Annotated in this window: 22 protein-coding genes; 4 read left to right on the top strand and 18 right to left on the bottom strand. The window is 67.9% G+C overall.

Annotated elements, in window-relative coordinates; all coding sequences use genetic code 11:
• Positions 1–22: 22 nt before the first annotated feature.
• From KF941_RS16090 to ccoN, 12 genes are all read right to left on the bottom strand, one after another.
• Positions 23–346, bottom strand: coding sequence for a hypothetical protein (locus KF941_RS16090; protein WP_036749762.1), 324 nt, complete (start codon positions 344–346; stop codon positions 23–25).
• A gap of 179 nt (positions 347–525) precedes the next feature.
• A complete protein-coding gene (locus KF941_RS16095; RefSeq protein ID WP_240540453.1) occupies positions 526–1149 on the bottom strand; it encodes a phosphatase PAP2 family protein in 624 nt (207 codons plus the stop codon).
• Positions 1146–1820: an ABC transporter ATP-binding protein gene (locus KF941_RS16100; RefSeq protein WP_072460749.1), complete on the bottom strand. Its 675-nt coding sequence runs from the start codon at positions 1818–1820 to the stop codon at positions 1146–1148. Before KF941_RS16100 ends, KF941_RS16095 begins: the two co-directional genes overlap by 4 nt.
• On the bottom strand, positions 1813–3114 hold the full coding sequence (locus tag KF941_RS16105; protein WP_214273930.1) for a lipoprotein-releasing ABC transporter permease subunit: 1302 nt from the start codon (positions 3112–3114) through the stop codon (positions 1813–1815). Before KF941_RS16105 ends, KF941_RS16100 begins: the two co-directional genes overlap by 8 nt.
• A gap of 85 nt (positions 3115–3199) precedes the next feature.
• Positions 3200–3358 carry a cbb3-type cytochrome oxidase assembly protein CcoS gene (gene ccoS / locus KF941_RS16110; protein ID WP_036749596.1) on the bottom strand — a complete coding sequence of 53 codons (159 nt, stop codon included), beginning with the start codon at positions 3356–3358 and terminating at the stop codon, positions 3200–3202.
• Between the two features lie 10 nt (positions 3359–3368).
• Positions 3369–5579: a heavy metal translocating P-type ATPase gene (locus KF941_RS16115; RefSeq protein ID WP_214273931.1), complete on the bottom strand. Its 2211-nt coding sequence runs from the start codon at positions 5577–5579 to the stop codon at positions 3369–3371.
• Between the two features lies 1 nt (position 5580).
• Positions 5581–6045, bottom strand: coding sequence for a FixH family protein (locus KF941_RS16120; RefSeq protein ID WP_036749592.1), 465 nt, complete (start codon positions 6043–6045; stop codon positions 5581–5583).
• Positions 6046–7503, bottom strand: a complete 1458-nt coding sequence (gene ccoG, locus KF941_RS16125; protein WP_036749590.1) for a cytochrome c oxidase accessory protein CcoG — start codon at positions 7501–7503, stop codon at positions 6046–6048.
• Between the two features lie 273 nt (positions 7504–7776).
• Positions 7777–8823, bottom strand: coding sequence for a cytochrome-c oxidase, cbb3-type subunit III (gene ccoP, locus KF941_RS16130; protein WP_175562291.1), 1047 nt, complete (start codon positions 8821–8823; stop codon positions 7777–7779).
• A complete protein-coding gene (locus tag KF941_RS16135) occupies positions 8823–9011 on the bottom strand; it encodes a CcoQ/FixQ family Cbb3-type cytochrome c oxidase assembly chaperone (protein WP_036749587.1) in 189 nt (62 codons plus the stop codon). The genes ccoP and KF941_RS16135 overlap by 1 nt, the downstream gene beginning before the upstream one ends.
• A gap of 8 nt (positions 9012–9019) precedes the next feature.
• Positions 9020–9745: a cytochrome-c oxidase, cbb3-type subunit II gene (gene ccoO, locus KF941_RS16140; protein WP_036749584.1), complete on the bottom strand. Its 726-nt coding sequence runs from the start codon at positions 9743–9745 to the stop codon at positions 9020–9022.
• A 9-nt stretch (positions 9746–9754) separates the two neighbouring features.
• The gene (ccoN, locus tag KF941_RS16145; RefSeq protein WP_214273932.1) at positions 9755–11374 is read right to left on the bottom strand and encodes a cytochrome-c oxidase, cbb3-type subunit I; all 1620 of its coding nucleotides are present in this window, start codon (positions 11372–11374) and stop codon (positions 9755–9757) included.
• Between the two features lie 250 nt (positions 11375–11624).
• Here ccoN and KF941_RS16150 point away from each other — a divergent pair, with 250 nt between their 5' ends.
• Positions 11625–12458 (top strand): universal stress protein, encoded by an 834-nt coding sequence (locus tag KF941_RS16150; RefSeq protein WP_036749579.1) that lies wholly within the window; start codon positions 11625–11627, stop codon positions 12456–12458.
• Between the two features lie 72 nt (positions 12459–12530).
• Here the strand turns inward: KF941_RS16150 and KF941_RS16155 are convergent, their stop codons facing one another.
• Positions 12531–13280, bottom strand: a complete 750-nt coding sequence (locus KF941_RS16155) for a Crp/Fnr family transcriptional regulator (protein WP_036749576.1) — start codon at positions 13278–13280, stop codon at positions 12531–12533.
• Positions 13281–13329: 49 nt separating this feature from the next.
• Here KF941_RS16155 and hemN point away from each other — a divergent pair, with 49 nt between their 5' ends.
• Positions 13330–14685 carry an oxygen-independent coproporphyrinogen III oxidase gene (gene hemN, locus KF941_RS16160; RefSeq protein ID WP_072460755.1) on the top strand — a complete coding sequence of 452 codons (1356 nt, stop codon included), beginning with the start codon at positions 13330–13332 and terminating at the stop codon, positions 14683–14685.
• Here the strand turns inward: hemN and KF941_RS16165 are convergent.
• The 3 genes from KF941_RS16165 to KF941_RS16175 all read right to left on the bottom strand — a co-directional run bounded on the left by KF941_RS16165 (position 14682) and on the right by KF941_RS16175 (position 18932).
• Positions 14682–15617 (bottom strand): cation diffusion facilitator family transporter, encoded by a 936-nt coding sequence (locus KF941_RS16165; RefSeq protein ID WP_214273933.1) that lies wholly within the window; start codon positions 15615–15617, stop codon positions 14682–14684. The genes hemN and KF941_RS16165 overlap by 4 nt on opposite strands.
• A gap of 73 nt (positions 15618–15690) precedes the next feature.
• The gene (gene polA / locus KF941_RS16170) at positions 15691–18534 is read right to left on the bottom strand and encodes a DNA polymerase I (protein WP_214273934.1); all 2844 of its coding nucleotides are present in this window, start codon (positions 18532–18534) and stop codon (positions 15691–15693) included.
• A 209-nt stretch (positions 18535–18743) separates the two neighbouring features.
• The gene (locus KF941_RS16175) at positions 18744–18932 is read right to left on the bottom strand and encodes a zinc-finger domain-containing protein (RefSeq protein WP_036749567.1); all 189 of its coding nucleotides are present in this window, start codon (positions 18930–18932) and stop codon (positions 18744–18746) included.
• Between the two features lie 69 nt (positions 18933–19001).
• Here KF941_RS16175 and KF941_RS16180 point away from each other — a divergent pair, with 69 nt between their 5' ends.
• Positions 19002–19961 carry an ABC transporter ATP-binding protein gene (locus tag KF941_RS16180; RefSeq protein ID WP_214273935.1) on the top strand — a complete coding sequence of 320 codons (960 nt, stop codon included), beginning with the start codon at positions 19002–19004 and terminating at the stop codon, positions 19959–19961.
• Here the strand turns inward: KF941_RS16180 and KF941_RS16185 are convergent.
• Both KF941_RS16185 and KF941_RS16190 read right to left on the bottom strand, forming a co-directional pair.
• A complete protein-coding gene (locus KF941_RS16185; RefSeq protein WP_036749563.1) occupies positions 19949–20323 on the bottom strand; it encodes an HIT domain-containing protein in 375 nt (124 codons plus the stop codon). The two genes, KF941_RS16180 and KF941_RS16185, sit on opposite strands and share 13 nt — an antisense overlap.
• Before the next feature lie 10 nt (positions 20324–20333).
• Positions 20334–21911, bottom strand: a complete 1578-nt coding sequence (locus KF941_RS16190; protein ID WP_214273936.1) for a DUF5928 domain-containing protein — start codon at positions 21909–21911, stop codon at positions 20334–20336.
• 157 nt (positions 21912–22068) lie between these two features.
• Between KF941_RS16190 and KF941_RS16195 the strand changes: the two genes are divergently transcribed.
• Positions 22069–22887 (top strand): sulfotransferase family protein, encoded by an 819-nt coding sequence (locus tag KF941_RS16195; protein ID WP_214273937.1) that lies wholly within the window; start codon positions 22069–22071, stop codon positions 22885–22887.
• Positions 22888–23051: the final 164 nt, after the last annotated feature.

Genomic DNA, 23051 nt, shown 5'->3' on the forward strand with positions numbered 1-23051 from the left:
CGCACGCGGCGTCGCGACCTTCCTAGCCGCAGGTCGTGGGTGTGCCCTTCGCGACGATCGCGTGCCAGTCGGCGCCCAGCGTTTCGCGCGCCGACAGCGCATTCCTCGCCTCCGGCGAGCCTTCGGGAACCATCTTCACCACCATGCCCTGCGAGTAGTTCTGCTGGAAGCCGCGGAGAAAATCGCCCTGCAGCCCGCTGTCGCTGTGATCGCCCAGGATCACGAATCGGTCGCCGCCCTTGCGGATCACCTCGATCGCCGCCGATTTGAAGGCCACGTTGCGGGCGCCCGACGGGCCGCAGGCCGGTGCCGCATGGGTCGCGACCTTGAACGTGTCCCTGGTCATGGGCTGGATCTGGGTCTGGGCGCAGGCCGCAAGGACCGGCAAAAGCGCCAGCGCCGCTGGCAGGGCAGGAATACGCATCCGGGAACCTCGCTTGGATGAACCGTCGTTCGGAGTATGCAGAACATTTCCCGAACATCAATCGCGATGTTCCTAAAATACAAGCTTTCACAATTGGTTAATCAAAACCGCATCCCCAGCGAAAAGCTTACCCCCTCGCTGCCAATGCCAAAGCTCGCGGCGCCGAACGAAACCCCCAGCAGCGCGCCGCTGAACACCTGCGCCGGGGTGTGTTCACCGGCATGGACCCGGCTCCAGCCCGTCAGCCCGGCCGCGCCATAGGCCAGGGCGCCGGCCTCGGGGCGGTCGTCGAAGCATTTTCCGGCCAGGTCCGAGGCGCCGAAGAAGGCCGCCGCCGTATGGCCCGAGGGGAAGCCCTTGCCCTCGCCCGAGGGGCGGCGCGAGATCGGGGCGCCGTCGAAGAACTCCTTCATTCCCCAGGCCAGCGCCGCCTGCAAAACGCCGCGCACCGCGAAATCCTCCAGCCGGTCCTGGTCGGCGGCGCAGACCGCCGCCGCCAGCGGCAGGCCGTATTTCATCGCCGTGCCGAACTGCTCGAACGGGTCGGCATCAGCCTGGGCGGGCAGCAGGCAGAGCAGCCCGAGCAGGGCTGCGCTACGCCTGCGCGCGCGGCGCGAGAACTTGGGGCTCGCAGGCCCAGCCGGGCCTGGCGCCGTGGTCGCCGTGCTGCGGCCATGCACCGCGCATCCACCGGCCATGCACCGCCGGCCGGCATCCGCGCTCATGCCGCACCGCCCTCGCCCAGCCGGATCACCCGGTCCATCCGTGCCGCCAGATCCATGTTATGGGTGGCGATCAGCGCCGCGAGCCCGGTCTCGCGCACCAGCGCCATCAGCACGTCGAAGACCTTGTCCGAAGTCGCCGGGTCCAGGTTCCCCGTCGGCTCGTCCGCCAGCAGCAGCGAGGGCTGGTTCGCCAGCGCCCGGCAGAAGGCGACACGCTGCTGCTCACCCCCCGACAGCTGCGCCGGGCGGTGGTCGGCGCGGTGCGACAGCCCCACGCGGCCCAGCAGGTCCAGCGCCCGCGCCCGCGCCGCCGCCTGCGAAACCCCATTGGCAAGCTGCGGCAGGACGATGTTCTCGGCCGCCGAGAACTCGGGCAGCAGGTGGTGGAATTGATAGACGAAGCCCAGCTCCTCGCGCCGCGCCTCGGTCCGGGCACGGTCGCTTTGCCCGGCCATGTCGCGCCCGTTCAGCAGCACCCGCCCCGAATCGGCACTGTCGAGAAGCCCGGCGATATGCAGCAGCGTCGATTTCCCGGCGCCCGAGGGGGCAACCAGCGCCACCACCTCGCCGCGGGCGATGCGCAGGGACAGCCCGTCCAGAACCGGCACCGGGGCGGGTCCGCCGATGCCGTAAGTCTTGGAGATCCCTTCCAGAACCAGGATGTCATTCATAGCGCAGCGCCTCGACCGGGTTCATGCGCGCGGCGCGGCGCGCGGGAAAGATGGTAACGACGAAGGACAGCGCCAGCGACAGCGCCGCCGCGCGGAAGATGTCCCAGGCCCGCAGCTCCGCCGTCAGGTGATAGATGCCGCGCACCTCGGGCTGCCAGGCATTGCCGCCGGTCAGCGCGTTCAGCGCCGCCATGATGTGATCGACGTTCAGCGACAGCGCCACCCCCAGAGCCACGCCGGCGATGGTGCCGATCACCCCGGTAAAGGCGCCGCAGAGGAAGAAGACCCGCAGGACCGAGCCCTCGGTCAGGCCCATGGTGCGCAGGATGCCGATGTCGCGGCCCTTGTTCTTGACCAGCATGATCAGCCCCGAGGTGATGTTCATCGAGGCGATCAGCACCAGGATCGACAGGATGATGAACATCACGTCGTCCTCCATGTCGAGCGCGGCCAGGAACGAACCCGAGGCGTCGCGCCAGGTCCAGACCTGCGCCCGCTCGCCCGCCGCCTGCAAGAGCGGCATGGTCCAGTCGTCGATCCGCTCGGGGTCGGCGACATAGACCCCGATCTCGTCGACCTGCCCCTCGCGGTTGAAGAAACTCTGCGCCTCGGCCATGGGCATGTAGATGCGCGCCTTGTCCACGTCGTAGCGCCCGGCCGAAAAGATATAGACCACCTCGAAGGATTCGACCCTGGGCGTGGTGCCGAAGGGGGTCTTGGCGCCCTCGGGCGCGACCAGTTGCAGCCGGTCGCCCACGCCCAGGCCCAGGTCGCGCGCCATGCCGATGCCGATGGCGATGCCGCGGTCGAAATCGTCGAGATTCCCCAGCGCGCTCTGCGGATCGGCGATGCCCGACATTTCCTTGAGCGCATCGAGCGTGATGCCATGGACATCGCCCAGCGAGGCCGCATCGCCCTGCCGCGCCATGACCTGCGCGCGCACGGCCGGGACGGTGCGGATCACGCCGGGGATCTGCGCGATCCGGGCAGCGACCGCATCGTAATCCTCGACCCGGCCGGGGGTGACATAGGTTTCCTCGGTCAGCTCGTTATAGATCTGGGTGGGGGCGTAATAGACCGTGCTATGGGCGTTGGCGCCCAGGATCGTATCGACGAACTCGGCCCGGAAGCCCGCGCGCACCGCCAGGGTGGCGATCAGCGCCATCACCCCCAGGGTGATGCCAAGCAGGCTGATCCAGGTCATCACGCTGACCCCGCCCTCGGCCCGGCGGGCGCGCAGGTAGCGCCAGGCGATCATGAATTCGAAACGCGAAAACGGGGCGGGGCTGGCCATCGCTCACCTGTCTGTTGGGTGGCGCCTGATTGGCCTTTCGCCGCCGGCAATGCAAGCCAACAAGGCCGTGACCGCGGCGCGGCCGTCACGGCTTGGGGCGGTCGTCCCATTCCGAGCTGAGGATGCGCTCGGCATCGCCTTTCGGATCCTCGTATTGCCGGCCGCGCAGCGACCAGATGAAGGCCACCAGGCCAAGCCCGCCAAGGCCCAGGGAAACCGGAATCAGAAGGCCCAGGATTTCCATGCTTTCCTCCTTACCGCAGCCGCAGCGCGTTCAGCGTCACGCTGATCGAACTCAGCGACATGGCCAGCGCCGCCATCAGCGGCGTCGCGAATCCGGCGATGGCGATGGGCACCGCGACGATGTTGTAGACCAGCGAGATGGCGAAATTCTCCTTGATCCGGGCGCGGGCGCTGCGCGCCAGCTCCAGCCCCTCGGCCACCGGGGCAAGGTCGCTGCCCATCAGCACCATGTCCGAGGCGGTGCGCGCCGCATCCAGCGCCGAGGCGGGCGAGATCGAGACATGCGCCTCGGTCAGGGCGGCGGTGTCGTTCAGCCCGTCGCCGACCATCAGCGGATGCAGCCCCTGCTGGCGCAGATCGCGCAGGGCCTCGGCCTTTTCGACCGGGGTGACACCGGCGCGCCATTCCGCGATGCCGAGCCGCTGCGCCAGATCCTGGACCACCGGCGCCGCATCGCCCGACAGCAGCATCACCCGCCGGCCCGAGCCAAGGATGCGCGCCACGCAGGCCTCGGCCCCCGGCCGCAGCCGGTCCGAGAACTCCAGCCGGATCGGTGCGTCCTGCCCCCCCTCATCACCCAGCGACAGCCAGCTTGCCGAAAGCGTCGCCTCGCCATGCCGGGCGCCCAGCCAGTCGGCGCGGCCCAGCCGCACCTCGCGCCCCTGCCAGATCCCGGCGATGCCATAGCCCGGCACCTCGCGCAGATCGCTCAGCGGGGCGGGTTCGGTGCCGGCCTCGCGCAGCGCCTGGGCGAGTGCCTGCGACAGCGGATGGCCCGATCCCTGCGACAGGGCCAGCGCCACCGGCCGCGCCTCGGCAGGGATGGGGTCCAGCGAGACCAGCTGCGGCACGCCCATGGTCAGGGTGCCGGTCTTGTCGAAGACCACGGCATCGACCTCGGCCAGGCGCTCCAGCGCGGTGCCGTCCTTGATCAGCATGCCGCGCCGGAACAGCCGCCCCGAGGCGGCCGTGACCACCGCCGGCACCGCCAGGCCCAGGGCGCAGGGGCAGGTGATGATCAGCACCGCAGCGGCCACGTTCACCGCCAGCCGCAGGTCATGCGTCGCGAAATACCAGCCGAGGAAGCTGCAGAAGGCCAGAAGATGCACCAGCGGCGAATAAAGCCGCGAGGCGCGGTCGGCGAGCCCGGTGTAATGGCCGCGCGCCGATTCCGCCGCCGCGACCAGCGCCGTCAGCCGCGCCAGCGAGCTGTCGCGCCCGGCTGCCGTCACCCGCATGACCAGCGGGCCGGTCAGGTTCACCTCGCCCGCCGAAAGCGCGACGCCCGGACGGGCGGGAACCGGGATGCTTTCGCCGGTCAGCAGCGAGCGGTCGATCTCGCTGCTGCCCTCGGCGATCTCGCCATCGGCGGGGATGCGGGCGCCGGGACGGATGCGGATCAGGTCGCCCGGAACCAGCTCGGCCACCGGCACCGGCTCGTCGCCCGCGGCGGTGACGCGGAAGGCGCGCGGCACCTCCAGCGCGGTCAGCTCCTCGGCGGCCGAGCGTGCGACGGCGCGGGTGCGATAATCCAGGTAGCGCCCGATCAGCAGGAAGAAGCACAGCATCACCGCCGCGTCGAAATAGGCGTGATGGCCGGATTGCACCGTCTCATAGACCGAAATCGCGCTGGCCAGGACCAGCGCCAGCGAGATCGGCACGTCCATGCCCAGCCGCCCGTGCCGCAGAGCCCGCCAGGCGCTGGCGAAGAAGGGTTGGCCGGCAAAGGCGACCGTCGGCAGGGCGATGGCGCCGGAAATCCAGTGGAACATGTCGCGCGTCGCGTCCTCGGCCCCCGACCAGACCGCGACCGACAGGATCATGATGTTCATCATCGCGAAGCCCGCGACGCCGATGCGCATCAGGATGTCGCGGCCCTGCCGGTCGGCGGCGCTGGCGGAAAGCGCGGCGGGGTCCAACTCATGCGCCTCGTAGCCGATGCCCTCGACCACCGGGATCAGTTCCTCGGCACTCATGCCGGGCGCGTCCACGGTGACGCGGCGCAGCGTCAGGTTGACCCGCGCGTCCCTGACGCCGGGATGGCGGTTCAGCACCCGCTCGACATCGGTGATGCAGGTCGCGCAATGGATCGTCGGCAGGGACAGGACGATGTCCTCCTGCCCGCCCCCGCCCGCGGCGATACGCTGCGCCAGCGGCGCCGCATCGCAGGCCGGACAGGCCGAGAGCCGGGCGTCGTGGTCGTGCAGCGTGGCGTCGGACATCTCAGTTCACCCGGTTGCCGTGGTAATGGTCGATGCGCTGGCGGAACACCGTGCCGTCGGGGGCGGTCGCGGCCAGATGGATGTTCCACGTCCCCGGCGCCAGCACCAGGGGCGCGCGGAACAGCCCGCCGGAATAGGTGAACTCGGGGCGCTGGTCGTCGCGCACATGGGTCGGCCGGCCCACCGTCACCTCGAGCCCCTGCACCGGCGCCGGAAGGCCCTGCCCGTCCCGGATCGCCAGCACCAGCTCGCGGCCGTCATACTCCGGCGTCACCGTCCAGTTCAGCGCCGCCTGCGCGTCGCGGTCGCGGTCGAAGCTCTGCGAGGCGACATAGCTGTTCTTGACCTCGAGCCCTGGGAAGGTGCCCACGGCCTTGAAGGCCATGAACAGGTTGACGGCGATGATGGTGCCAAAGGCGCCCAGGGTGATGATCAGCACATGGCGGCCGGTCAGTTCGCGGGGCATCTATTCGCTCCTTCCGTGGAAGACGGTGTCGATACGGGACTTCCTCCCATCGGTGGCATCCTCGACCCAAAGCGTCAACTCGCTCTGTGCCCCCTCGGCCAGCGCCGAGCCCTTTTCGGCGGTGATATAGACGCGCTGGGTATGGGTGCTGTCCGCCGCGACATGGAGATCGGCGGCCGGCAGCCCCTCCAGCGTCAGGCCGACGCCGGCCGGCGCGGTGCCGTCGGGCCCGGCGACCGAGACGGTAAAGTCGCGCTCGGACCCCTGCTTGTTGCGCAGCCGCAGCGCATAGGTGTTGCGGATCGCGCCATCGGCCATGGTGACGTAAAGCGGGTTCCTGACCGGCGTCACGTTCAGGTCGAAGGGCGAGCGCAGGAACAGCGCCACCACCAGCGCAACGCCGATCCCCGCCCAGAGCGTGAAATACAGCATCGTGCGCGGGCGCAGGATATGCTTGAGCACCGGCTTCGGCGTCTCGCCCGCGCGCTCGGCGGCCTCGTCCTTCAGCGCCATGTAGTCGATCAGCCCGCGCGGCTTGCCGATCTTGTCCATCACCTCGTCGCAGGCGTCGATGCACAGCGCGCAGGTGATGCATTCCAGCTGCTGGCCGTCGCGGATGTCGATGCCCATGGGGCAGACGTTGACGCAGGCCATGCAGTCGATGCAATCGCCCTTGGCGCCGCCGTCGGATTTCGTGGGCTCGCCCTTGTGCAGCTTGCCGCGCGGCTCGCCGCGCCATTCGCGATAGGCGACGGTCAGCGTGTCCTCGTCCATCATCGCGGCCTGGATGCGCGGCCAGGGGCAGGCATAGACGCAGATCTGCTCGCGCGCGAAGCCGCCGAAGACGAAGGTGGTCGCGGTCAGGATGCCCATGGTGATATAGGCGACGGGATGGGCCTGGCCTATCAGCAGATTGCCCAGCAGCGTCGGCGCATCGGTGAAATAGAAGATCCAGGCGCCGCCGGTCGCCAGCGCGATGAGCAGCCAGATCGTCCATTTCGTCAGCCGCAGCCGCAGCTTGCGCAAGTCCCAGGAGGCGTTCCACAGCCGCAGCCGGGCGTTGCGGTCGCCCTCGACCCAGCGCTCGGTCAGCAGGAAAAGGTCGGTCCAGACCGTCTGCGGGCAAGCATAGCCGCACCAGACCCGCCCCAGAGCCGAGGTGAAGAGGAAAAGCCCCAAGCCCGCCATGACCAGCAGCCCGGCGACGAAATAGAATTCATGCGGCCAGATCTCGATCCAGAAGAAATAGAAGCGGCGGTTGGCCAGGTCGATCAGCACCGCCTGGTCGGGCATGGCGGGACCGCGGTCCCAGCGGATCCAGGGGGTGACGTAATAGATCGCCAGCGTCACCGCCATGATGATCCATTTCAGGTTGCGAAACCAGCCATGGACCCGGCGGGGAAAGATCGGCTCTCGGGCAGCATAAAGGCGTGGCGGGTCGATGTCGGAATTCGACATGATTGGCTCCTGTAGCGCGTGGCTCGGATATATAGAGCCTGGCAGCGGTGACGCATTGATCTGCGTCAAGCGCGGGCTGGCCGAGCATAGCGAGGCGGGATGCGGGGAACATAGGCCGAATTGTCGCATCCGCATAAGAAACCGGCCCGGCCGGCTTGCGCCAGGACCAGGCCCTGCGTTTGATAAGAACACCGGCCCCCCTTGGAAACGCGCGAACAGGACGGGGGGCCGGTGCCACCGTGGCCGGTTTCCCGGCCACGGATCCAGGATCAGTTATTCGCCGCCGCCAAGGCTGTGGACATAGGCGGCGACGGCGACGATGTCGGCGTCGGACAGGCGCCCGGTCCAGGCCGGCATGACGCCGAAGGGACCGTCGCGCACGATGCGGGTGATCGTCTCCGGGTCCGAACCGTAAAGCCACACGGCATCGGTCAAGTCCGGCGCACCCTGGGCGCGGTCGCCGGTGCCGTCCTCGGCATGGCAGGACGAGCAGTTGTCGGCGAACAACTCCACGCCCTCGGCCGCCAGCGCCGCGTCATGCGGCAGGCCGCCCAGTTCCAGCACATGGTTCACGACCTGGCGGATCTGGGTGTTGTCCAGCAATTCGTCGGTGCCGAAGCGCGGCATCTCGGAATAGCGGGTGTCGCCGTCCTTGGGATCGCGGATGCCATGCATGACCGTGGTGTGGATCTCTTCCAGCGTGCCACCCCAAAGCCAGTCGTTGTCCAGCAGCGAGGGATAGCCCGTGGCCCCGCCCGCGCCCGAGCCGTGGCACTGCGCGCACCAGGTGCGGAAGATCGCGGCGCCGGCATTGGCGGTATAGTTCGCCAGTTCCGGGTCGGCGGCGATCTCTTCCAGCGGGGTCTCGACCAGCTTGGCCTGGATCGGGGCGTTGGCGTCGTTGAATCGCTGGATCTCGGCCGCCACGTCGGAGCGGTAGCTTTGGCCCAGAAGGCCGCGCGTCGCCCCGTTCACCAGCGGGATGGCCGGATAGGCGATGAAGTAGAACACCCCCCAGACGATGGTGGCATAGAAGGTCCACAGCCACCAGCGCGGCAGCGGGTTATCATATTCCTCGATCCCGTCCCAGCTGTGCCCGGTCGAGGGCACCTCGACCACCCTGCGCCCGCCCTTGCGGTCGCGCACGACGCGGGTGGCACCCGGCCGCGGCGTGACCGGGGGATGCAGCGGCCCCTCGGGCCCCTCGGGCGGATGGGCCAGGATCTTGGCCTTGTGGGCCTCGTCGGCGGCCTGGCGTTCCAGCTCGATCCGGTTGTCGGGATTTTGCGGGCTGGTGTGCTCGTCGTCGCTATCGGCCATCACTCGACCTCCTTCTCGCCCGCCGGTGCGGGTTTCGTCTCGTTGCGGAAGATGCTTTCGGCCGCGTCGCGATGCAGCGGCCGCGAGCCCGGCCTGAGGGCGAAGACGATCGCCCCCAGGAAGAACAGCACCAGCAGCAGCAGCACCCAGCTGTCGGCCAGTTCGCGCAGGAAGGAATACCTGTCCATGGCGGGCCTCAGCGGTTCGGATCGGGTTCGAAGGTCGAGAAATCGACCATCGTGCCCAGGACCTGGAGATAGGCGATCAGGGCGTCCATCTCGGACACGCCGGGACGGCGGTCGAAATTGCGCTGCTGCGCCCCCGGATAGCGTTCCTCCAGCCCCGAGGCATCGGCATCGGGATCGGCCTGGGCGGCAAAGTCGCCGACCGCCGCGGCGATCATCTGGTCGTCATAGGGCACGCCGACCATCGCATCGGTCCGCAGCCGCTGCGCCATGTTCGAGGAGTCGATGGGACGGTCCAGCAGGAAGCCGTATTTGGGCATGATCGATTCCGGCACCACCGCCTGGGGATTGACCAGGTGGTCGATATGCCATTCGTCCGAATAGCGGCCGCCCACGCGGGCCAGGTCCGGCCCGGTCCGCTTGGAGCCCCACTGGAACGGATGGTCGTACATCGACTCGGCCGCCAGGCTGTAATGGCCATAGCGCTCGACCTCGTCGCGCATCGGGCGGATCATCTGGCTGTGGCAGACATAGCAGCCCTCGCGGACGTAGATGTCGCGGCCCTTCAGCTCCAGCGGCGTATAGGGCCGCATGCCCTGCACCTTCTCGATGGTGTTCTGCAGGTAGAACAGCGGCGCGATCTCGACGATGCCGCCGATGGTCACGACGAGGAAGGAAAAGACCAGCAGCAACGTGGCGTTCTTTTCCAGGACCTTGTGCTTTTCAAGAATGGCCATGATCCGTCCTCATTCTGCCGGGACCGCGACCGTGGTCGCATGGGTCTTGGGTTGCTTGGCGACGGTGGCCCACAGGTTGTAGCACATGATCAGCGCGCCGGTCAGGTAAAGCACGCCGCCCATTCCCCGCACCACGTTCATCGGGAATTTCGCGGCCACCGTGTCGGCAAAGGCGTTGACCAGGAAGCCCTGGGCGTCGACCTCGCGCCACATCAGCCCCTCCATGATGCCCGAGACCCACATCGAGGCCGCGTAGAGCACCAGCCCGATGGTGGCGAGCCAGAAGTGCCAGCTGACCAGGCCCGTCGAGTAAAGCCGCTCACGCCCCCAAAGACGCGGCACCAGGTAGTAGAGCGCGCCAAAGGTGATCATGCCGTTCCAGCCGAGCGCGCCGGAATGCACGTGGCCGATGGTCCAGTCGGTGTAGTGGCTCAGCGAGTTCACCGCCTTGATCGACATCATCGGCCCCTCGAAGGTCGCCATGCCGTAGAAGCCGACGGCCACCACCATCATGCGGATCACCGGATCGGTGCGCAGCTTGTCCCAGGCGCCCGAAAGCGTCATCAGGCCGTTGATCATGCCGCCCCAGCTGGGCATCCACAGGATGATCGAGAACACCATGCCCAGCGTCGAGGCCCAGTCGGGCAGCGCGGTATAGTGCAGGTGGTGCGGACCGGCCCAGATATACAGGAAGATCAGCGCCCAGAAGTGGATGATCGACAGCTTGTAGCTGTAGACCGGGCGCTCGGCCTGCTTGGGGATGAAGTAATACATCATGCCCAGGAAGCCCGCCGTCAGGAAGAAGCCCACCGCATTGTGGCCATACCACCATTGCGTCATCGCGTCCTGCACGCCCGAGAAGAGCTGCACCGACTTCGAGCCGAAGGGGCTGACCGGGATCGTCAGGTTGTTGACGATATGCAGCATGGCGATGGTGACGATGAAGGACAGGTAGAACCAGTTCGCCACGTAGATATGCGGCTCTTTCCGCTTCAGGATCGTGCCCAGGAACACCGCCAGGTAGACGACCCAGACGATGGTCAGCCACCAGTCGGCATACCATTCGGGCTCGGCGTATTCCTTGGACTGGGTGGCGCCCAGGATATAGCCGGTCGCCGCCAGCAGGATGAAGAGCTGGTAGCCCCAGAACACGAACCAGGCCGCGTTGCCGCCCCAGAGCCGCGCCGCCGAGGTGCGCTGCACCACGTAGAACGAGGTCGCGATCAGCGCGTTGCCGCCGAAGGCGAAGATCACCGCCGAGGTGTGCAGCGGCCTGAGCTTGCCGAAGTTGGTATAGCCCATGGTGACGTCGCTGAGGTTCAGCGCCGGGAAGGCCAGCTGAAAGGCGATGATCACCCCGACCAGGAAGCCGACCACGCCCCACAGGGCGGTGGCGATCACGCCGGCCCGGACCACGTCGTCCATGTATTGCGTCTCGGGATGCGGCTCGAGCGAAGGTTGCTCGTTGCCCATCTGGCGCAGCACCCGCAGAAACATGACGCCCGCCGCCAGCATGACGATCAGGGCATTCACGAGATAGGCGGGATCATCGGGTCGCGCGTAATTGGCGGCGATCGCGGCCAGGACCGCAATCGTGCCAAGCGCGATCAGCTTGATGGTATCCAACATTAAGTTCCTGTCCTTCATCCTGCGCCGAAGGCGGCCGATTCGCATTGGATGCGGCGGGTTCGCGGCTTCGACAGCTTCTTCTAACGTCACACGGTTTCGTGAGACTTTGATCTGCGTCAATCCGTCCGTTCTGGATAGGCGTAAAATTCCCAAATATCCGGACAGGATGTCGCAGCCGGCCGCCAACGGCGATTGCGATCCTGCCGGATGCAGGTGAAACTCGCCTCTGAACCCCGAAAGGAGAGGGCCCATGGGCTACAAGACCATCCTGACCGTTCTGACCGATGCCGACCAGCAAAAGCAGCTGGATTCGGCCATTGCCATGACCCGGCGCGAGGATGCGCATCTCGACGTGTTCTGCATGGGCGTGGATCACACCCAAAGCGGCTACTACTATGCAGGCGCCTCGGCCTATGTGTTCCAGGAATCCATCGACAAGGCCGTGGCGGCGGCAGGCGAGCTGGAGGAGCGGGTCCGCGACCGGCTCGACCCCGAGGACATCCGCTGGTCCGTCGATTCCGCGGTGGCGCAGGTCGGCGGGCTTTCGACGCTGGTGGGCATGCGCGCGCGCTATTCCGACCTCGTGGTGCTGAGCCGCCCCTATGGCGAGGGCGCGCCCACCGATGCCGAGGCCGTGACCGAGGCGGCGCTGTTCGAGGGCTCGGCCCCGGTGCTGATCGTGCCCGACGCGCTGAAGGAGCCCTTCGGCAGGAAGGTCATGATCGCCTGGAACCAGTCGAACGAGGCGCTGGCCGCCGTGCGCCGCGCCCTGCCGTTGCTGATCGCCGCCGACAGCGTCGAGATCACGGTGATCGACCCCTCGCCCAGCGGTCCCGAACGCTCGGATCCCGGCGGGGCGCTGTGCCAGATGCTGACGCGCCACGGCGTCCGGGCCGAGATCGCGGTGCTGGCCCGCACCCAGCCGCTGGTCAGCGACATCCTGAACCGCCGCGCGACCGAGATCGGCGCCGACATGCTGGTGATGGGCGCCTATGGCCATTCCCGCTTCCGCGAGGCGATCCTGGGCGGCGCGACGCGCAACATGCTGGAAAAGGCGCAGGTGCCGGTGCTGATGGCGCGCTGATCGGCCAGTCCCCGCCAACTGGCGGCCCAACGCCCCGGACACGCCGTCCGGGGCACCTTGGCGGGCGGCGCGCTAGCTCAGCGGCCCGCCGTCCGAATCATCGCCGCTTTCCGTGACCAGCCGGACGAAGGAGGGCACGATCACCCGCCGCTTGCCGTCCAGTTCGATCACCCCTTCGCGCTTCAGCGCGCTCATCTGCCGGCTCACCGTCTCCAGCGTCAGGCCCAGGTAATCCGCCATCGCCTCGCGCGTCAGCGGCAGTTCGATGGCGATGCGGCCTTCGGGCCGGCGCTTGATCAGCGCCGCCTCGCGCCGGGCCAGGATCACCAGAAGCGAGGCGATCTTCTCGCGCGCGGATTTGCGGCCCAGCAGCAGCAGCCAGTCGCGGGCGGCGTCCAGCTCGTCCAGCGTCATCTCCAGAAGCCGGCTGGCGATGCGGGGATTGTCGATCAGCAGCTTTTCAAAGGGTTTGCGGCGGAAACAGCACAGCACCAGGTTGCTGGTCGCGGTGACGGTATAGGTCGCCATCTCGCGCCCCGGCCGGCCCAGGAAGTCGCTGGGCAGAAGCAGGCCGACCATCTGCGTGCGCCCGTCCTCGAGCTGCTGGGTCAGCCCGGCCATGCCGGCGACCACCGAGGCCACGAAGTCCATCCGGTCGCCGGCCCAGACCACGACCTGCCCCGCCTCGTAGCGGCGATAGAACTTCATGCCCTCCAGTTCGGCCAGTTCGTCGCCTTCGCAATGCGCGCAGACGGCCCGATACCGAATGGGGCAGATTTCGCAGGGCTGCTGCGTCGCGCAGAGGGCGGCGTCATGTGGCATTTGATTTGGGTCAAGGTTCCGGCGCGTGTTCAACGCTAGATATAGCAACATGGAACAACAATCGCAACTTGAGCGGCTCGGACTGTTTGACGCGCGCGTGCCGCGCTATACCAGCTACCCCACCGCGCCGCATTTCACCCCCGCCGTGGGCGAGCCGGTCTTCCGCGACTGGGTCGCGGCAATCCCCGCCGGCGCGGCGATCTCGCTCTACATGCACGTGCCGTTCTGCCGGCGGCTGTGCTGGTTCTGCGCCTGCCGCACCCAGGGCACGCAATCCGACGAGCCGGTGCGCGCCTATGCCAAGGCGCTGCTGGCGGAACTCGACATGCTGAAATCCGCGCTCGCCCCCGGCGTCAGGCTGTCGCGCCTGCATTGGGGCGGCGGCACCCCCACGCTGATGCCGGCCGAGATGATGCGGCTGGTCGCCGGCGCGGTCCTCGGTGCCTTCCCGCTGGCCGAGGGCGCCGAGTTCTCGGTCGAGATCGACCCGAACGAGATCGACGAGGCCCGCATGGACGCGCTGGCCGAGGCCGGGCTGACCCGCGCCTCGATCGGGGTGCAGGATTTCGACCCCGAGATCCAGAAGATCATCGGCCGCGAACAAAGCTTCGAGGTGACGAAACGCGCCGTGGACATGATCCGCGACCGCGGTATCGCCAGCCTGAACGCCGACATCCTCTATGGCCTGCCCAACCAGAACCCGCGCAAGATCGCCGAATCGGTGCAGAAGCTCCTGGCGCTCTCGCCCGACCGGGTGGCGCTTTACGGCTATGCCCATGTGCCCTGGATGGCCAAGCGGCAGGTGATGATCCCCTCCGAGGCCCTGCCCGACCCCTATGGCCGGCTGCGGCTGTTCGAAACCGCGCGCGAGCTTTTCCTGGCCGACGGCTATGACGAGATCGGCATCGACCATTTCGCCCGCCCCGGCGACGGGCTGGCCCGCGCGCAAAAGGCCGGGCTGCTGCGGCGCAACTTCCAGGGCTATACCGACGACCGGGCCGAGGTGCTGGTGGGGCTGGGCGCCTCGTCGATCTCGCGCTTCCCGCAGGGCTATGCGCAGAACGCCCCGGCCACCGGCGCCCATCTGGCCAGGATCCGCGACGGGCGCTTCTCGACCACGCGCGGCCATGCCTTCACGCCCGAGGACCGCTGGCGCTCGCGCATGATCGAGGCGCTGATGTGCGATTTCGAGATCCGGGCCGAGGAATTCATCAGCGACCACGGCTTCGACGCCGACCGCCTGGCCCAGGTCTTCGCCCCCGTCGCCGCGCATTTCGGCGAGATGGTCGAGGCCGATGCCGCAGGCCTGCGCATCACGCCCAAGGGGCGGCCGCTGACCCGGATGATCGCCCGCATGTTCGACGGCTACGACATGGCGGCATCGGGCCATTCCGCCGCGATCTAATGCGGATGATGGCCGTGGCCGTCATCCCGGTCGCCGCAGGGCTCGCCCTCGCGCTCGGTCTCGATGGTGGCATGGCCGATGCCGAAGTCGCGCCGCAGCAAGGCCTTGACCCGGCGCACCGCCTGCGCCGGATCGGCCCCCGCGCGCAGCACCAGATGCGCCGATAGCGCGTTGCGCCGCTCGTCGATCTGCCACAGGTGCAGGTGATGGGCGCCCGCCACGCCCTCGACTCCAGCCATGGCGCGGGCCAGCGCCGCGTGATCGACCCCGGCGGGCGCGGCCAGCATCAGCATGCGCATCACCGGCCCGATCTCCCGCCCGATATGCCACAGGATCACCGCCGAGATCAGCAGCGTCAGGATCGGATCGGCGATCTGCCAGCCGAAGGCCCAGATCAGCGCCCCGCCCAGGAGTACCGCGACCGAGACCGCCGCATCGGCCAGGTTGTGCAGGAAGGCCGCGCGGATGTTCACGCTCTCGCGCGACGCCCGCCAGACCAGCGCCGCGGTCAGCGCATCCACCACCAGCGCGAAACCCGCCAGCGCCATGACCAGCCCGCCCGCGACCTGCGGCGGATGGGCGAGCCGCCCCAGCGCCTCGATCCCCAGCCAGACCGAGATGGCGATCAGCGCGATGTAATTGACGAAGGCCGCGACGATCTCGGCCCGGCCCCAGCCATAGCTCATCTCGGGACTGGCGGGCCGCCGCGCCAGCCGCCGGGCGCCAAAGGCCAGCACCAGCGCCAGCGCATCCGAGAGATTATGCACCCCATCCGCGATCAGCGCCGTGGAATCGGCGACATAGCCGCCCAGGATCTGTGCCCCCGTCAGCGCCAGATTGACCACCACCGCAATCAGGATGGCGCCGTCGCCCACCCCGCCCGGCAGGTGCGAATGCCCGTGCCCGCCGTCATGCGAATGCGAATGGCCCATCCCGCCCTCCTTCGCCGGCTTCTTCGTTCCCCAAATACCCCTGCGGCCGCGCCACCCGCGCGACCGCCGCCGCTCAATGCGCCTCGGCCCAGTTCGCCCCCTGCCCGGCATCGACGATCAGCGGCACGTCCAGCCGGACCGCGGGATCGGCCGCGCCCTGCATGACGCCGCGGGCCGCCGCGACCAGCTCGGGCACGGCAGATTCCTCGACCTCGAAGACCAGTTCGTCATGCACCTGAAGCAGCATCCGCGCCGGCAGGTGGCCGATCGCCTCCGGCATGCGGATCATGGCGCGGCGGATGATGTCGGCGGCCGCGCCCTGGATCGGCGCGTTGATCGCCGCCCGCCGCGCCCCGCCGGCCGCCGGCCCGGACTGGTTGATGCCCGGCGTCATGATCCGCCGCCCGAACAGGGTGCGCACGAAACCGTCCTGCTTGGCCCCGGCGACGGTGCGGTCCATATAGGCGCGGATCTCGGGGAAACGCTCGAAATAGGTGTCGATGAAGGCCTGCGCCTCGGCCCGCGGAATGCGCAGGTTGCGCGCCAGGCCAAAGCCCGAGATGCCATAGATCACCCCGAAGTTGATCGCCTTGGCGCGGCGGCGGATCATCGGGTCCATGCCCTCGACCGGCACGCCGAACATCTGGCTCGCGGTCATGGCATGGATGTCGATGCCGTCGCGGAACGCCTGCTTCAACGCCGGGATCTGCGCCACATGCGCAAGAATCCGCAGCTCGATCTGGCTGTAGTCCAGGCTGACGATCCGCATCCCCGGCCCGGCGACGAAGGCTTCGCGGATGCGCCGCCCCTCGTCGGTCCTGACCGGGATGTTCTGCAGGTTCGGATCGGTCGAGGCCAGCCGGCCGGTCTGCGCCCCGGCGATGGAATAGCAGGTATGGACCCGCCCGGTCTCGGGGTTCACATGCAGGGGCAGCGCATCGGTATAGGTCGATTTCAGCTTCGAGATCGCCCGCCAGTCCAGCACCCGCGCCGGCAACTCGTGCCCCTCGGCGGCCAGGTCCTCCAGCACCTCGGCCCCGGTGGAAAAGGCGCCGGTCTTGCCCTGCTTGCCCCCGGCCAGGCCCATGCGCTGGAACAGGATCTCGCCCAGCTGCTTGGGGCTGCCGACGTTGAAGGGCGCGCCGGCCAGCTCGTGGATCTCGGCCTCCAGCCCCGCCATCTTCTGGGCAAAGGCGTTGGACATGCGCTTGAGATGCTCGGAATCGATGCGGATGCCCGCCATCTCCATATCGGCCAGCACCGCGATCATCGGCCGCTCCAGCCGCTCATAGGCGGTGGTGACATGGTTCGGCGCCAGCTTCGGGCGCAGGTGATGCCAGAGCCGCCAGGTCACTTCGGCATCCTCGGCGGCATATTCGCTGGCCTTGTCGATCGTCACCTGCGAGAAATTGATCTGCGCCTTGCCCGAGCCGATCAGATCCTTGATCGGCAGGCAGCGATGGCCCAGGTACAGGTCCGCCAGCTCGTCCATGCCGTGGTTGTGCGCCCCGGCATTCAGCGCATAGGACAGCAGCATGGTGTCGTCCAGCGGCGCCATGCGGATGCCGTGGCGGGCGAGCAGCTTCCAGTCATACTTGACGTTCTGGCCGATCTTCAGCACCGAGGGGTCCTCAAGCACCGGCTTGAGCATGGCCAGCGCCCGCTCCCGGTCCATCTGCCCCTCGACCCGCGCGCCCGAGCCGAACAGGTCCGCCGCGCCGTCGACATGGCCCAGCGGCAGATAGGCCGCCCGCCCCGGCCCGGTGCAAAGCGAGACCCCGACCAGCTCGGCCTGCATCTCGTCGAGCCCGGTGGTCTCGGTGTCGATGGCGACCACGCCCTTTTCGGCGATCTCGGCCAGCCATTCGGCCAGCACCGCCTCGTCGCGGATGGTGACGTAAAGGCTGCGGTCGATCGCCGGCAGTTCGGCCGCCGGCGCGGCCCCCGTCCCGGCCCCGCTCCCCGCCCCGCTCCCGGCCACGGCGGCCGGCACCGGCGCCGCCTCGGCCATGCTCGGCGGCTCGGCGCCGAACCGCTCGGCCACGCGCTTGGTCAGGGTGCGCAGCTCCATCCGAACCAGGAAATCCAGCAGCGCCTCGGGATCGGGCTCGCGGATCTCCAGGCTCTCCAGGGTGAAGTCCAGCGCCATGCGGCAATCCAGCTCGACCAGCCGCTTCGAGATGCGGATCTGCTCGGCATGGTCGATCAGCGTCTGCCGCCGCTTGGGCTGCCTGATCTCCTCCGCCCGCGCCAGCAGGCTCTCCAGGTCGCCGTATTCGTCGATCAGTTGCGCGGCGGTCTTGATGCCGATTCCCGGTGCGCCCGGCACGTTGTCGATGGAATCGCCGGCCAGGGCCTGCACATCCACCACCCGCTCGGGGCCGACGCCGAATTTCTCGCGCACCTCGTCGGGGCCGATGGGCTTGCCCTTGATCGGGTCCATCATCTCGACCCCGCCGCCGACCAGCTGCATCAGGTCCTTGTCGCTGCTGATGATCGTCACCCGACCGCCCGCGTCCCGCGCCTGGCAGGCAAGGCTCGCGATGATGTCGTCGGCCTCGAAGCCCTCGGTCTCGATGCAGGCGATGTTGAAGGCCCGCGTCGCCTCGCGGGTCAGCGGGAACTGCGGCCGCAGGTCTTCGGGCGGCTCGGGCCGGTTGGCCTTGTAGAGCGGATAGATGTCGTTGCGAAAGGTGCGCGCCGAATGGTCGAAGATCACCGCGGCATGGGTCGGCTGGTCCGAGCCCTTGCCGTCCTGCAGGTATTTCCACACCATGTTGCAAAAACCCGCCACCGCCCCGATGGGAAGCCCGTCCGTGCGCCGGGTCAGCGGCGGCAGCGCGTGATAGGCGCGAAAGATGAAGGCCGAGCCGTCGATCAGGTGGAGGTGATGGCCCTTGCCGAATCCGTCCGTCATATGTGCGCGCCCCCTGCTCTTGCATTCGCCCGCCTTGATGCCACGAAGCGGCCCTGGGGCCAAGGCCGCGCGGCCCGGCTTTCTCCGTTTGAAAATACCCCCGCCGGAGGCGTCGCAACGCCCCGGCCGGCCGGGCATTGCCGCCTGGGGCCGCCTGGGGCCACCTGGGAAAGCCGCCGCGGCGGGCGGGCCCAGGCGGCAGCCGAGCTTCAGTGGTCGTCGTGCGCGTGTTCGCGGTCGATGACGAAGCGCTTGTCGCAATAGCCGCATTCGACCCAGCCGGTATCGCGCGGAATGGCCAGCCAGACGCGCGGATGACCGAGGCCCCGCTTCTCGTCGCCGTCGCAGGCGACCTTCCAGGAGGTGACGGTCTGGATCTCGGGGGCCGGAATGGTCATGGCGGTTCCTTGAGCTCTGACGACAAACGGGGTTAAACCGGCGGCGATCATAATGAACGCGAAGAGCCGATGCCAGCCCCCCAGCAAAGCCCGAACGCCATCGAAATCAGCGGCCTGACCAAGACCTATGCCGCCGCCGGCCAGGCGCCGGCGAAACAGGCGCTCAAGGGGCTGGACCTCGCGATCCCCGCCGGCTCGATCTTCGGCCTGCTCGGGCCCAACGGCGCCGGCAAGTCGACCACGATCAACATCCTGGCCGGGCTGGTGCGCAAGTCCGCCGGCAAGGTGATGATCTGGGGCTTCGACCAGGACGTGAACCCGCGCCAGTCCCGCGCCGCCATCGGCGTCATGCCGCAGGAACTCAACATCGACCCCTTCCTGACCCCCCGCGCCAGCCTCGAGGTGCAGGCCGGACTCTACGGCGTCCCAAAGCGCGAGCGCTGGACCGACGAACTGCTGGAACTCGTCGGGCTGACCGAACAGGCGGAAAGCTATTCGCGCCATCTCTCGGGCGGCATGAAGCGGCGGCTGCTCCTGGCCAAGGCGCTGGTGCATCGGCCGCAGATCCTGGTCCTCGACGAACCCACCGCCGGCGTCGACATCCAGCTGCGCGAGATGCTGTGGCGCAACGTGCGCCGGCTGAACGACCAGGGCATGACCATCATCCTGACCACGCATTACCTGGAAGAGGCCGAGGAGATGTGCGACCGCATCGCCATCATCGACCATGGCGAGCTGATCCTGTGCGAGGATACCGCCGCCCTGCTCGGCCGCGCCGATTCCAAGACGCTGGTCGTCGATACCGGCGAGGCCCGCGCCCTGCCCGCCCTGCCCGAGGGCGTGCGGGCCGAACGGCGCGGGGACGGCCGGCTCGCGCTCAGCTATGCGCCCTCGCGCATTCCGACGGACGGGCTGATCGACGCGCTGCGCGCCGCGGGCCTGCCGATCCGCGACCTCGCGGTCGAGGCGCCGGACCTCGAGGACGTCTTCGTCCAGCTGACCTCGCGCCCGGCACCTCAGCCCGGCTGAACCATGCGGCCCATCGGCCGGCCGCCCAGGATGTGCATGTGGAAATGCGGCACCTCCTGCACGCCATGCTCGCCGGCATTGGTGATGGCGCGGAAGCCCTGCCCGCCATCCAGCGCCACGCCCAGCTCGCGCGCCACCCTGGCCAGGGCGCGGTGGAAATCCACGATCTCGGCATCCGAGGCATTGGCGGCGAAATCGTCGTAGCTGACATAGGCCCCCTTGGGGATCGCCAGCACATGCACCGGCGCCTGCGGCCGGATGTCGCGGAAGACCAGCGTATGCTCGGTCTCCAGCACGGTGTCGTTGGGGATCTCGCCGCGCAGGATGCGGGCGAAGATATTGCTGTCGTCATAGGCGGGCATGGCTCTCTCCTCAGTCGCTGAACAGGTGGTCGGTCCGGGCAAGCGCCAGCGCGGTCTCGGCCGGCAGATCCAGGAAGCGCGCCAGTTGCGCGGTATTCTCGGCGACCGGCCGCCAGGGCGCGATGGAATGGAAGCCGGGGAAATCCATGTCGCGCAGCCGCTCGGCCTCGTGTTCCAGGTCGGCGCGCACCATGGGCAGCAGCCGTTCGATCACCTCGGGGGCGGTCTCGCTCCCGGCCAGCCCCACGCGGGCGATATGGCCGCGCAGGTAATCGTCGTCGAATTCGGAATCCACCAGCAGGACGCGGGTATCGGCCTTGTCCGAGGTCAGATCCTGGATCAGATACAGCGCCGAGGGGTCCAGGCACAAGACCAGCCGGTTCGATTCGAAATGCTGGAACAGCAGCCGGATCAGCGCGCGCCGGTGCCGGTCGCGCTTCTCGACCGTGGTCTCGACCCCGCCCAGGTCGGGCAGATGCGCCTCGGGCTCGTTGAACAGGTAATCCACCGCCGGAATCGGCGTATGCGCCCGGATCGCCGCGGTCAGCCGCTTGGCGACATGCCATTTCTTGGCCACCACCAGCAGCAGCGTGTTGTCGCGGCCCAGGCTGCCCTCGGCCTCCCAGAACCGCTGGCCGAAGCGCCGCCCGACCCGGCCCCGCCCGGTCAGGAAGCGAAACAGCCCCGTCGCCTCGTTCGAGATCGGGAAATGCACGCCGCTGGCCGCCCAAAGCGCGCCCAGCCGCTCGCGCAGGCGGATCGCCTCGGGGCTGATCTTGCGGGCGAACAGGTAGTTCTGCCCCATCAGCAGGTCGTAATGATCGTTGTAGAAAGTCACCGGCATGCCGTAGTCGGTGAAGATCAGATAGGTCAGCGTGCGGATGCGGATCTCGCGCCGCGGCACGACATGGGGCACGACGGTCTGGAAGAAGGTCTCGTCCGGGATCCAGGTGGTCGAGAAGAAGCGCATCACGTCCGGCCGGCTGGCGCAGAAATCCAGCACCTTCTCGACGGTCAGGCGGCGCAGGCACCACCATTGCGACCCGATCATGACCTGGATGTCGGCCGGCACCCCGCGCCGCAGGCCGAATCGCTTCTGCAGGTCGTAGCTGGCATAGAACAGCCATTTCTGCGTGCGCTCATTGAACCAGTGCCGGTAGACCAGCCGCTCTTCCTTGAAGCCGGTCTTGATCCAGTCCGATTCGAAGAAATCGAAGCTCTCGATATAGTCGCAATCCTCGCCGTCCAGCAGGCCATGGGCATATTCGGCCGACTTGATCGGCATGCAATCGCCCGAGAGCATGTAGAAATGCGTGGCCCGCGGAAAGGCGGCGACGGCGGCGCGCACCGCCTCCAGCGTGGCGCCGACCAGCGACCATTCGCCCCAGCCGCATTTCCAGCGCCGCTGCGCAAAGACCACCGAGGCGTTGTCGGCCAGCGCCGCCCGGATCAGCTCGTAGTCGCGCGGATTGGCCCGGCCGTCGAAATGGATCGCCACGTAATCGCCCGAGGCGGTCAGCCGGCGAGCCTGCGCGACCACGCCCTCGGGATCCTTGTGGCACAGCAGAATAAAGGCAATACGCGCCATCTCGTTACCCATCTTGTCCGCTTCACGCGGGCAATGCTCACACTGGTTGAAACTCTGCCGGTGATTTGCATTGTGTCCTTACCGATTTTGGCCGAAGGGGCAACCCGCCGGCACATCCGCCGCGGCCGGCGCAGTCTTTGTAAAGGGAATGAGAGTTATGGGTTTTCCAGGAACGTGGATGACGGAAAGCGAAAGCATGGTCTATCGCGTCGTCCCGAAATGCGCCTGCTCCTCGATCGGGCAGATCATGTTCTATTCCGACCACGGCCGCTATTTCGACGGCGACATCCACGACGCCACCAGCGGGTTGCACAAGTGGAACCAGCCCGAAAGCCAGCCGCTGATCGAGGCGAACGTGGCGGCGCACAAGGCGCTGACCTTCACCTGCGTGCGCAACCCCTATGCGCGCATCCTGTCCTCGTTCTTCGACAAGATCGCGGGCATCCAGCGCAACGGCAAGCGCTACCGCGGCAACCTGGTGCCGGAACTGATGCAACGCTACGGCGTCGACGTCGGCAGCCCCGAGAACGGCTTCGAATTCGACCAGGTCGCCAGCTTCCGCCGCTTCCTGCTGTTTGCGCGCGACACCATCCGCTGGCGCCGGCCGATGGAGCCGGACATCCACTGGTCGGCCGTCTCGGGCCATGTCGCCACCTTCATCGTCAACGGCGGGCGCTACGACCAGATCCTCTTCACCGAGAAATTCGACGAGGGCATGCAGAAGGTGCTGGACGCCGCGCCGACCCCGGTGCGGCTGAAGGTGAAGGACGTGCCCAGATTCAACGAATCCGAAGGCCACGGCCCCAAGCGCGCCCACAAGGTCAGCGCCTATTTCGACGACCTGTCGCGCCACCTGGTCTGGGAAATCTACAAGAAGGACTTCCAGCTCTTCAAATACGACTTCGACGACCCGGACAACAAGCTGCCCAGAAACGAGATCGACCTCGAGGAAGTCCACGCCAAGCTCGGCCGCTGAACCCGGCCCGCCCCGCTGGCGCCCGGCTTCTTCCTGCTTAAATATCCCCGCCGGAGGCAGCGGCGCGCATGCGCCGCTTCCCTTGCAGTTTTCCCTTGCGCAATGCGAAAATCCCGCTATTTTGCCGCCTTCATTCGACCGGCGGGGGAATCCCGGACCGCGGC

The organism is Paracoccus sp. pheM1, from assembly GCF_018499825.1.
GTDB lineage: Bacteria > Pseudomonadota > Alphaproteobacteria > Rhodobacterales > Rhodobacteraceae > Paracoccus > Paracoccus versutus.

Coding starts and splice junctions, on each gene's coding strand:
- KF941_RS16150 (WP_036749579.1), top strand. CDS start 11,625: ATGGGCTACAAGACCATCCTGACCGTTCTGACCGATGCCGACCAGCAA.
- KF941_RS16175 (WP_036749567.1), bottom strand. CDS start 18,932: ATGACCATTCCGGCCCCCGAGATCCAGACCGTCACCTCCTGGAAGGTC.
- KF941_RS16120 (WP_036749592.1), bottom strand. CDS start 6,045: ATGCCCCGCGAACTGACCGGCCGCCATGTGCTGATCATCACCCTGGGC.
- KF941_RS16135 (WP_036749587.1), bottom strand. CDS start 9,011: ATGGACAGGTATTCCTTCCTGCGCGAACTGGCCGACAGCTGGGTGCTG.
- KF941_RS16105 (WP_214273930.1), bottom strand. CDS start 3,114: ATGGCCAGCCCCGCCCCGTTTTCGCGTTTCGAATTCATGATCGCCTGG.
- KF941_RS16100 (WP_072460749.1), bottom strand. CDS start 1,820: ATGAATGACATCCTGGTTCTGGAAGGGATCTCCAAGACTTACGGCATC.
- KF941_RS16180 (WP_214273935.1), top strand. CDS start 19,002: ATGCCAGCCCCCCAGCAAAGCCCGAACGCCATCGAAATCAGCGGCCTG.
- ccoP (WP_175562291.1), bottom strand. CDS start 8,823: ATGGCCGATAGCGACGACGAGCACACCAGCCCGCAAAATCCCGACAAC.
- KF941_RS16095 (WP_240540453.1), bottom strand. CDS start 1,149: ATGAGCGCGGATGCCGGCCGGCGGTGCATGGCCGGTGGATGCGCGGTG.
- KF941_RS16190 (WP_214273936.1), bottom strand. CDS start 21,911: ATGGCGCGTATTGCCTTTATTCTGCTGTGCCACAAGGATCCCGAGGGC.
- KF941_RS16115 (WP_214273931.1), bottom strand. CDS start 5,579: ATGTCCGACGCCACGCTGCACGACCACGACGCCCGGCTCTCGGCCTGT.
- ccoN (WP_214273932.1), bottom strand. CDS start 11,374: ATGTTGGATACCATCAAGCTGATCGCGCTTGGCACGATTGCGGTCCTG.
- ccoG (WP_036749590.1), bottom strand. CDS start 7,503: ATGTCGAATTCCGACATCGACCCGCCACGCCTTTATGCTGCCCGAGAG.
- ccoS (WP_036749596.1), bottom strand. CDS start 3,358: ATGGAAATCCTGGGCCTTCTGATTCCGGTTTCCCTGGGCCTTGGCGGG.
- KF941_RS16195 (WP_214273937.1), top strand. CDS start 22,069: ATGGGTTTTCCAGGAACGTGGATGACGGAAAGCGAAAGCATGGTCTAT.
- ccoO (WP_036749584.1), bottom strand. CDS start 9,745: ATGGCCATTCTTGAAAAGCACAAGGTCCTGGAAAAGAACGCCACGTTG.
- hemN (WP_072460755.1), top strand. CDS start 13,330: ATGGAACAACAATCGCAACTTGAGCGGCTCGGACTGTTTGACGCGCGC.
- KF941_RS16155 (WP_036749576.1), bottom strand. CDS start 13,280: ATGCCACATGACGCCGCCCTCTGCGCGACGCAGCAGCCCTGCGAAATC.
- KF941_RS16165 (WP_214273933.1), bottom strand. CDS start 15,617: ATGGGCCATTCGCATTCGCATGACGGCGGGCACGGGCATTCGCACCTG.
- polA (WP_214273934.1), bottom strand. CDS start 18,534: ATGACGGACGGATTCGGCAAGGGCCATCACCTCCACCTGATCGACGGC.
- KF941_RS16185 (WP_036749563.1), bottom strand. CDS start 20,323: ATGCCCGCCTATGACGACAGCAATATCTTCGCCCGCATCCTGCGCGGC.
- KF941_RS16090 (WP_036749762.1), bottom strand. CDS start 346: ATGACCAGGGACACGTTCAAGGTCGCGACCCATGCGGCACCGGCCTGC.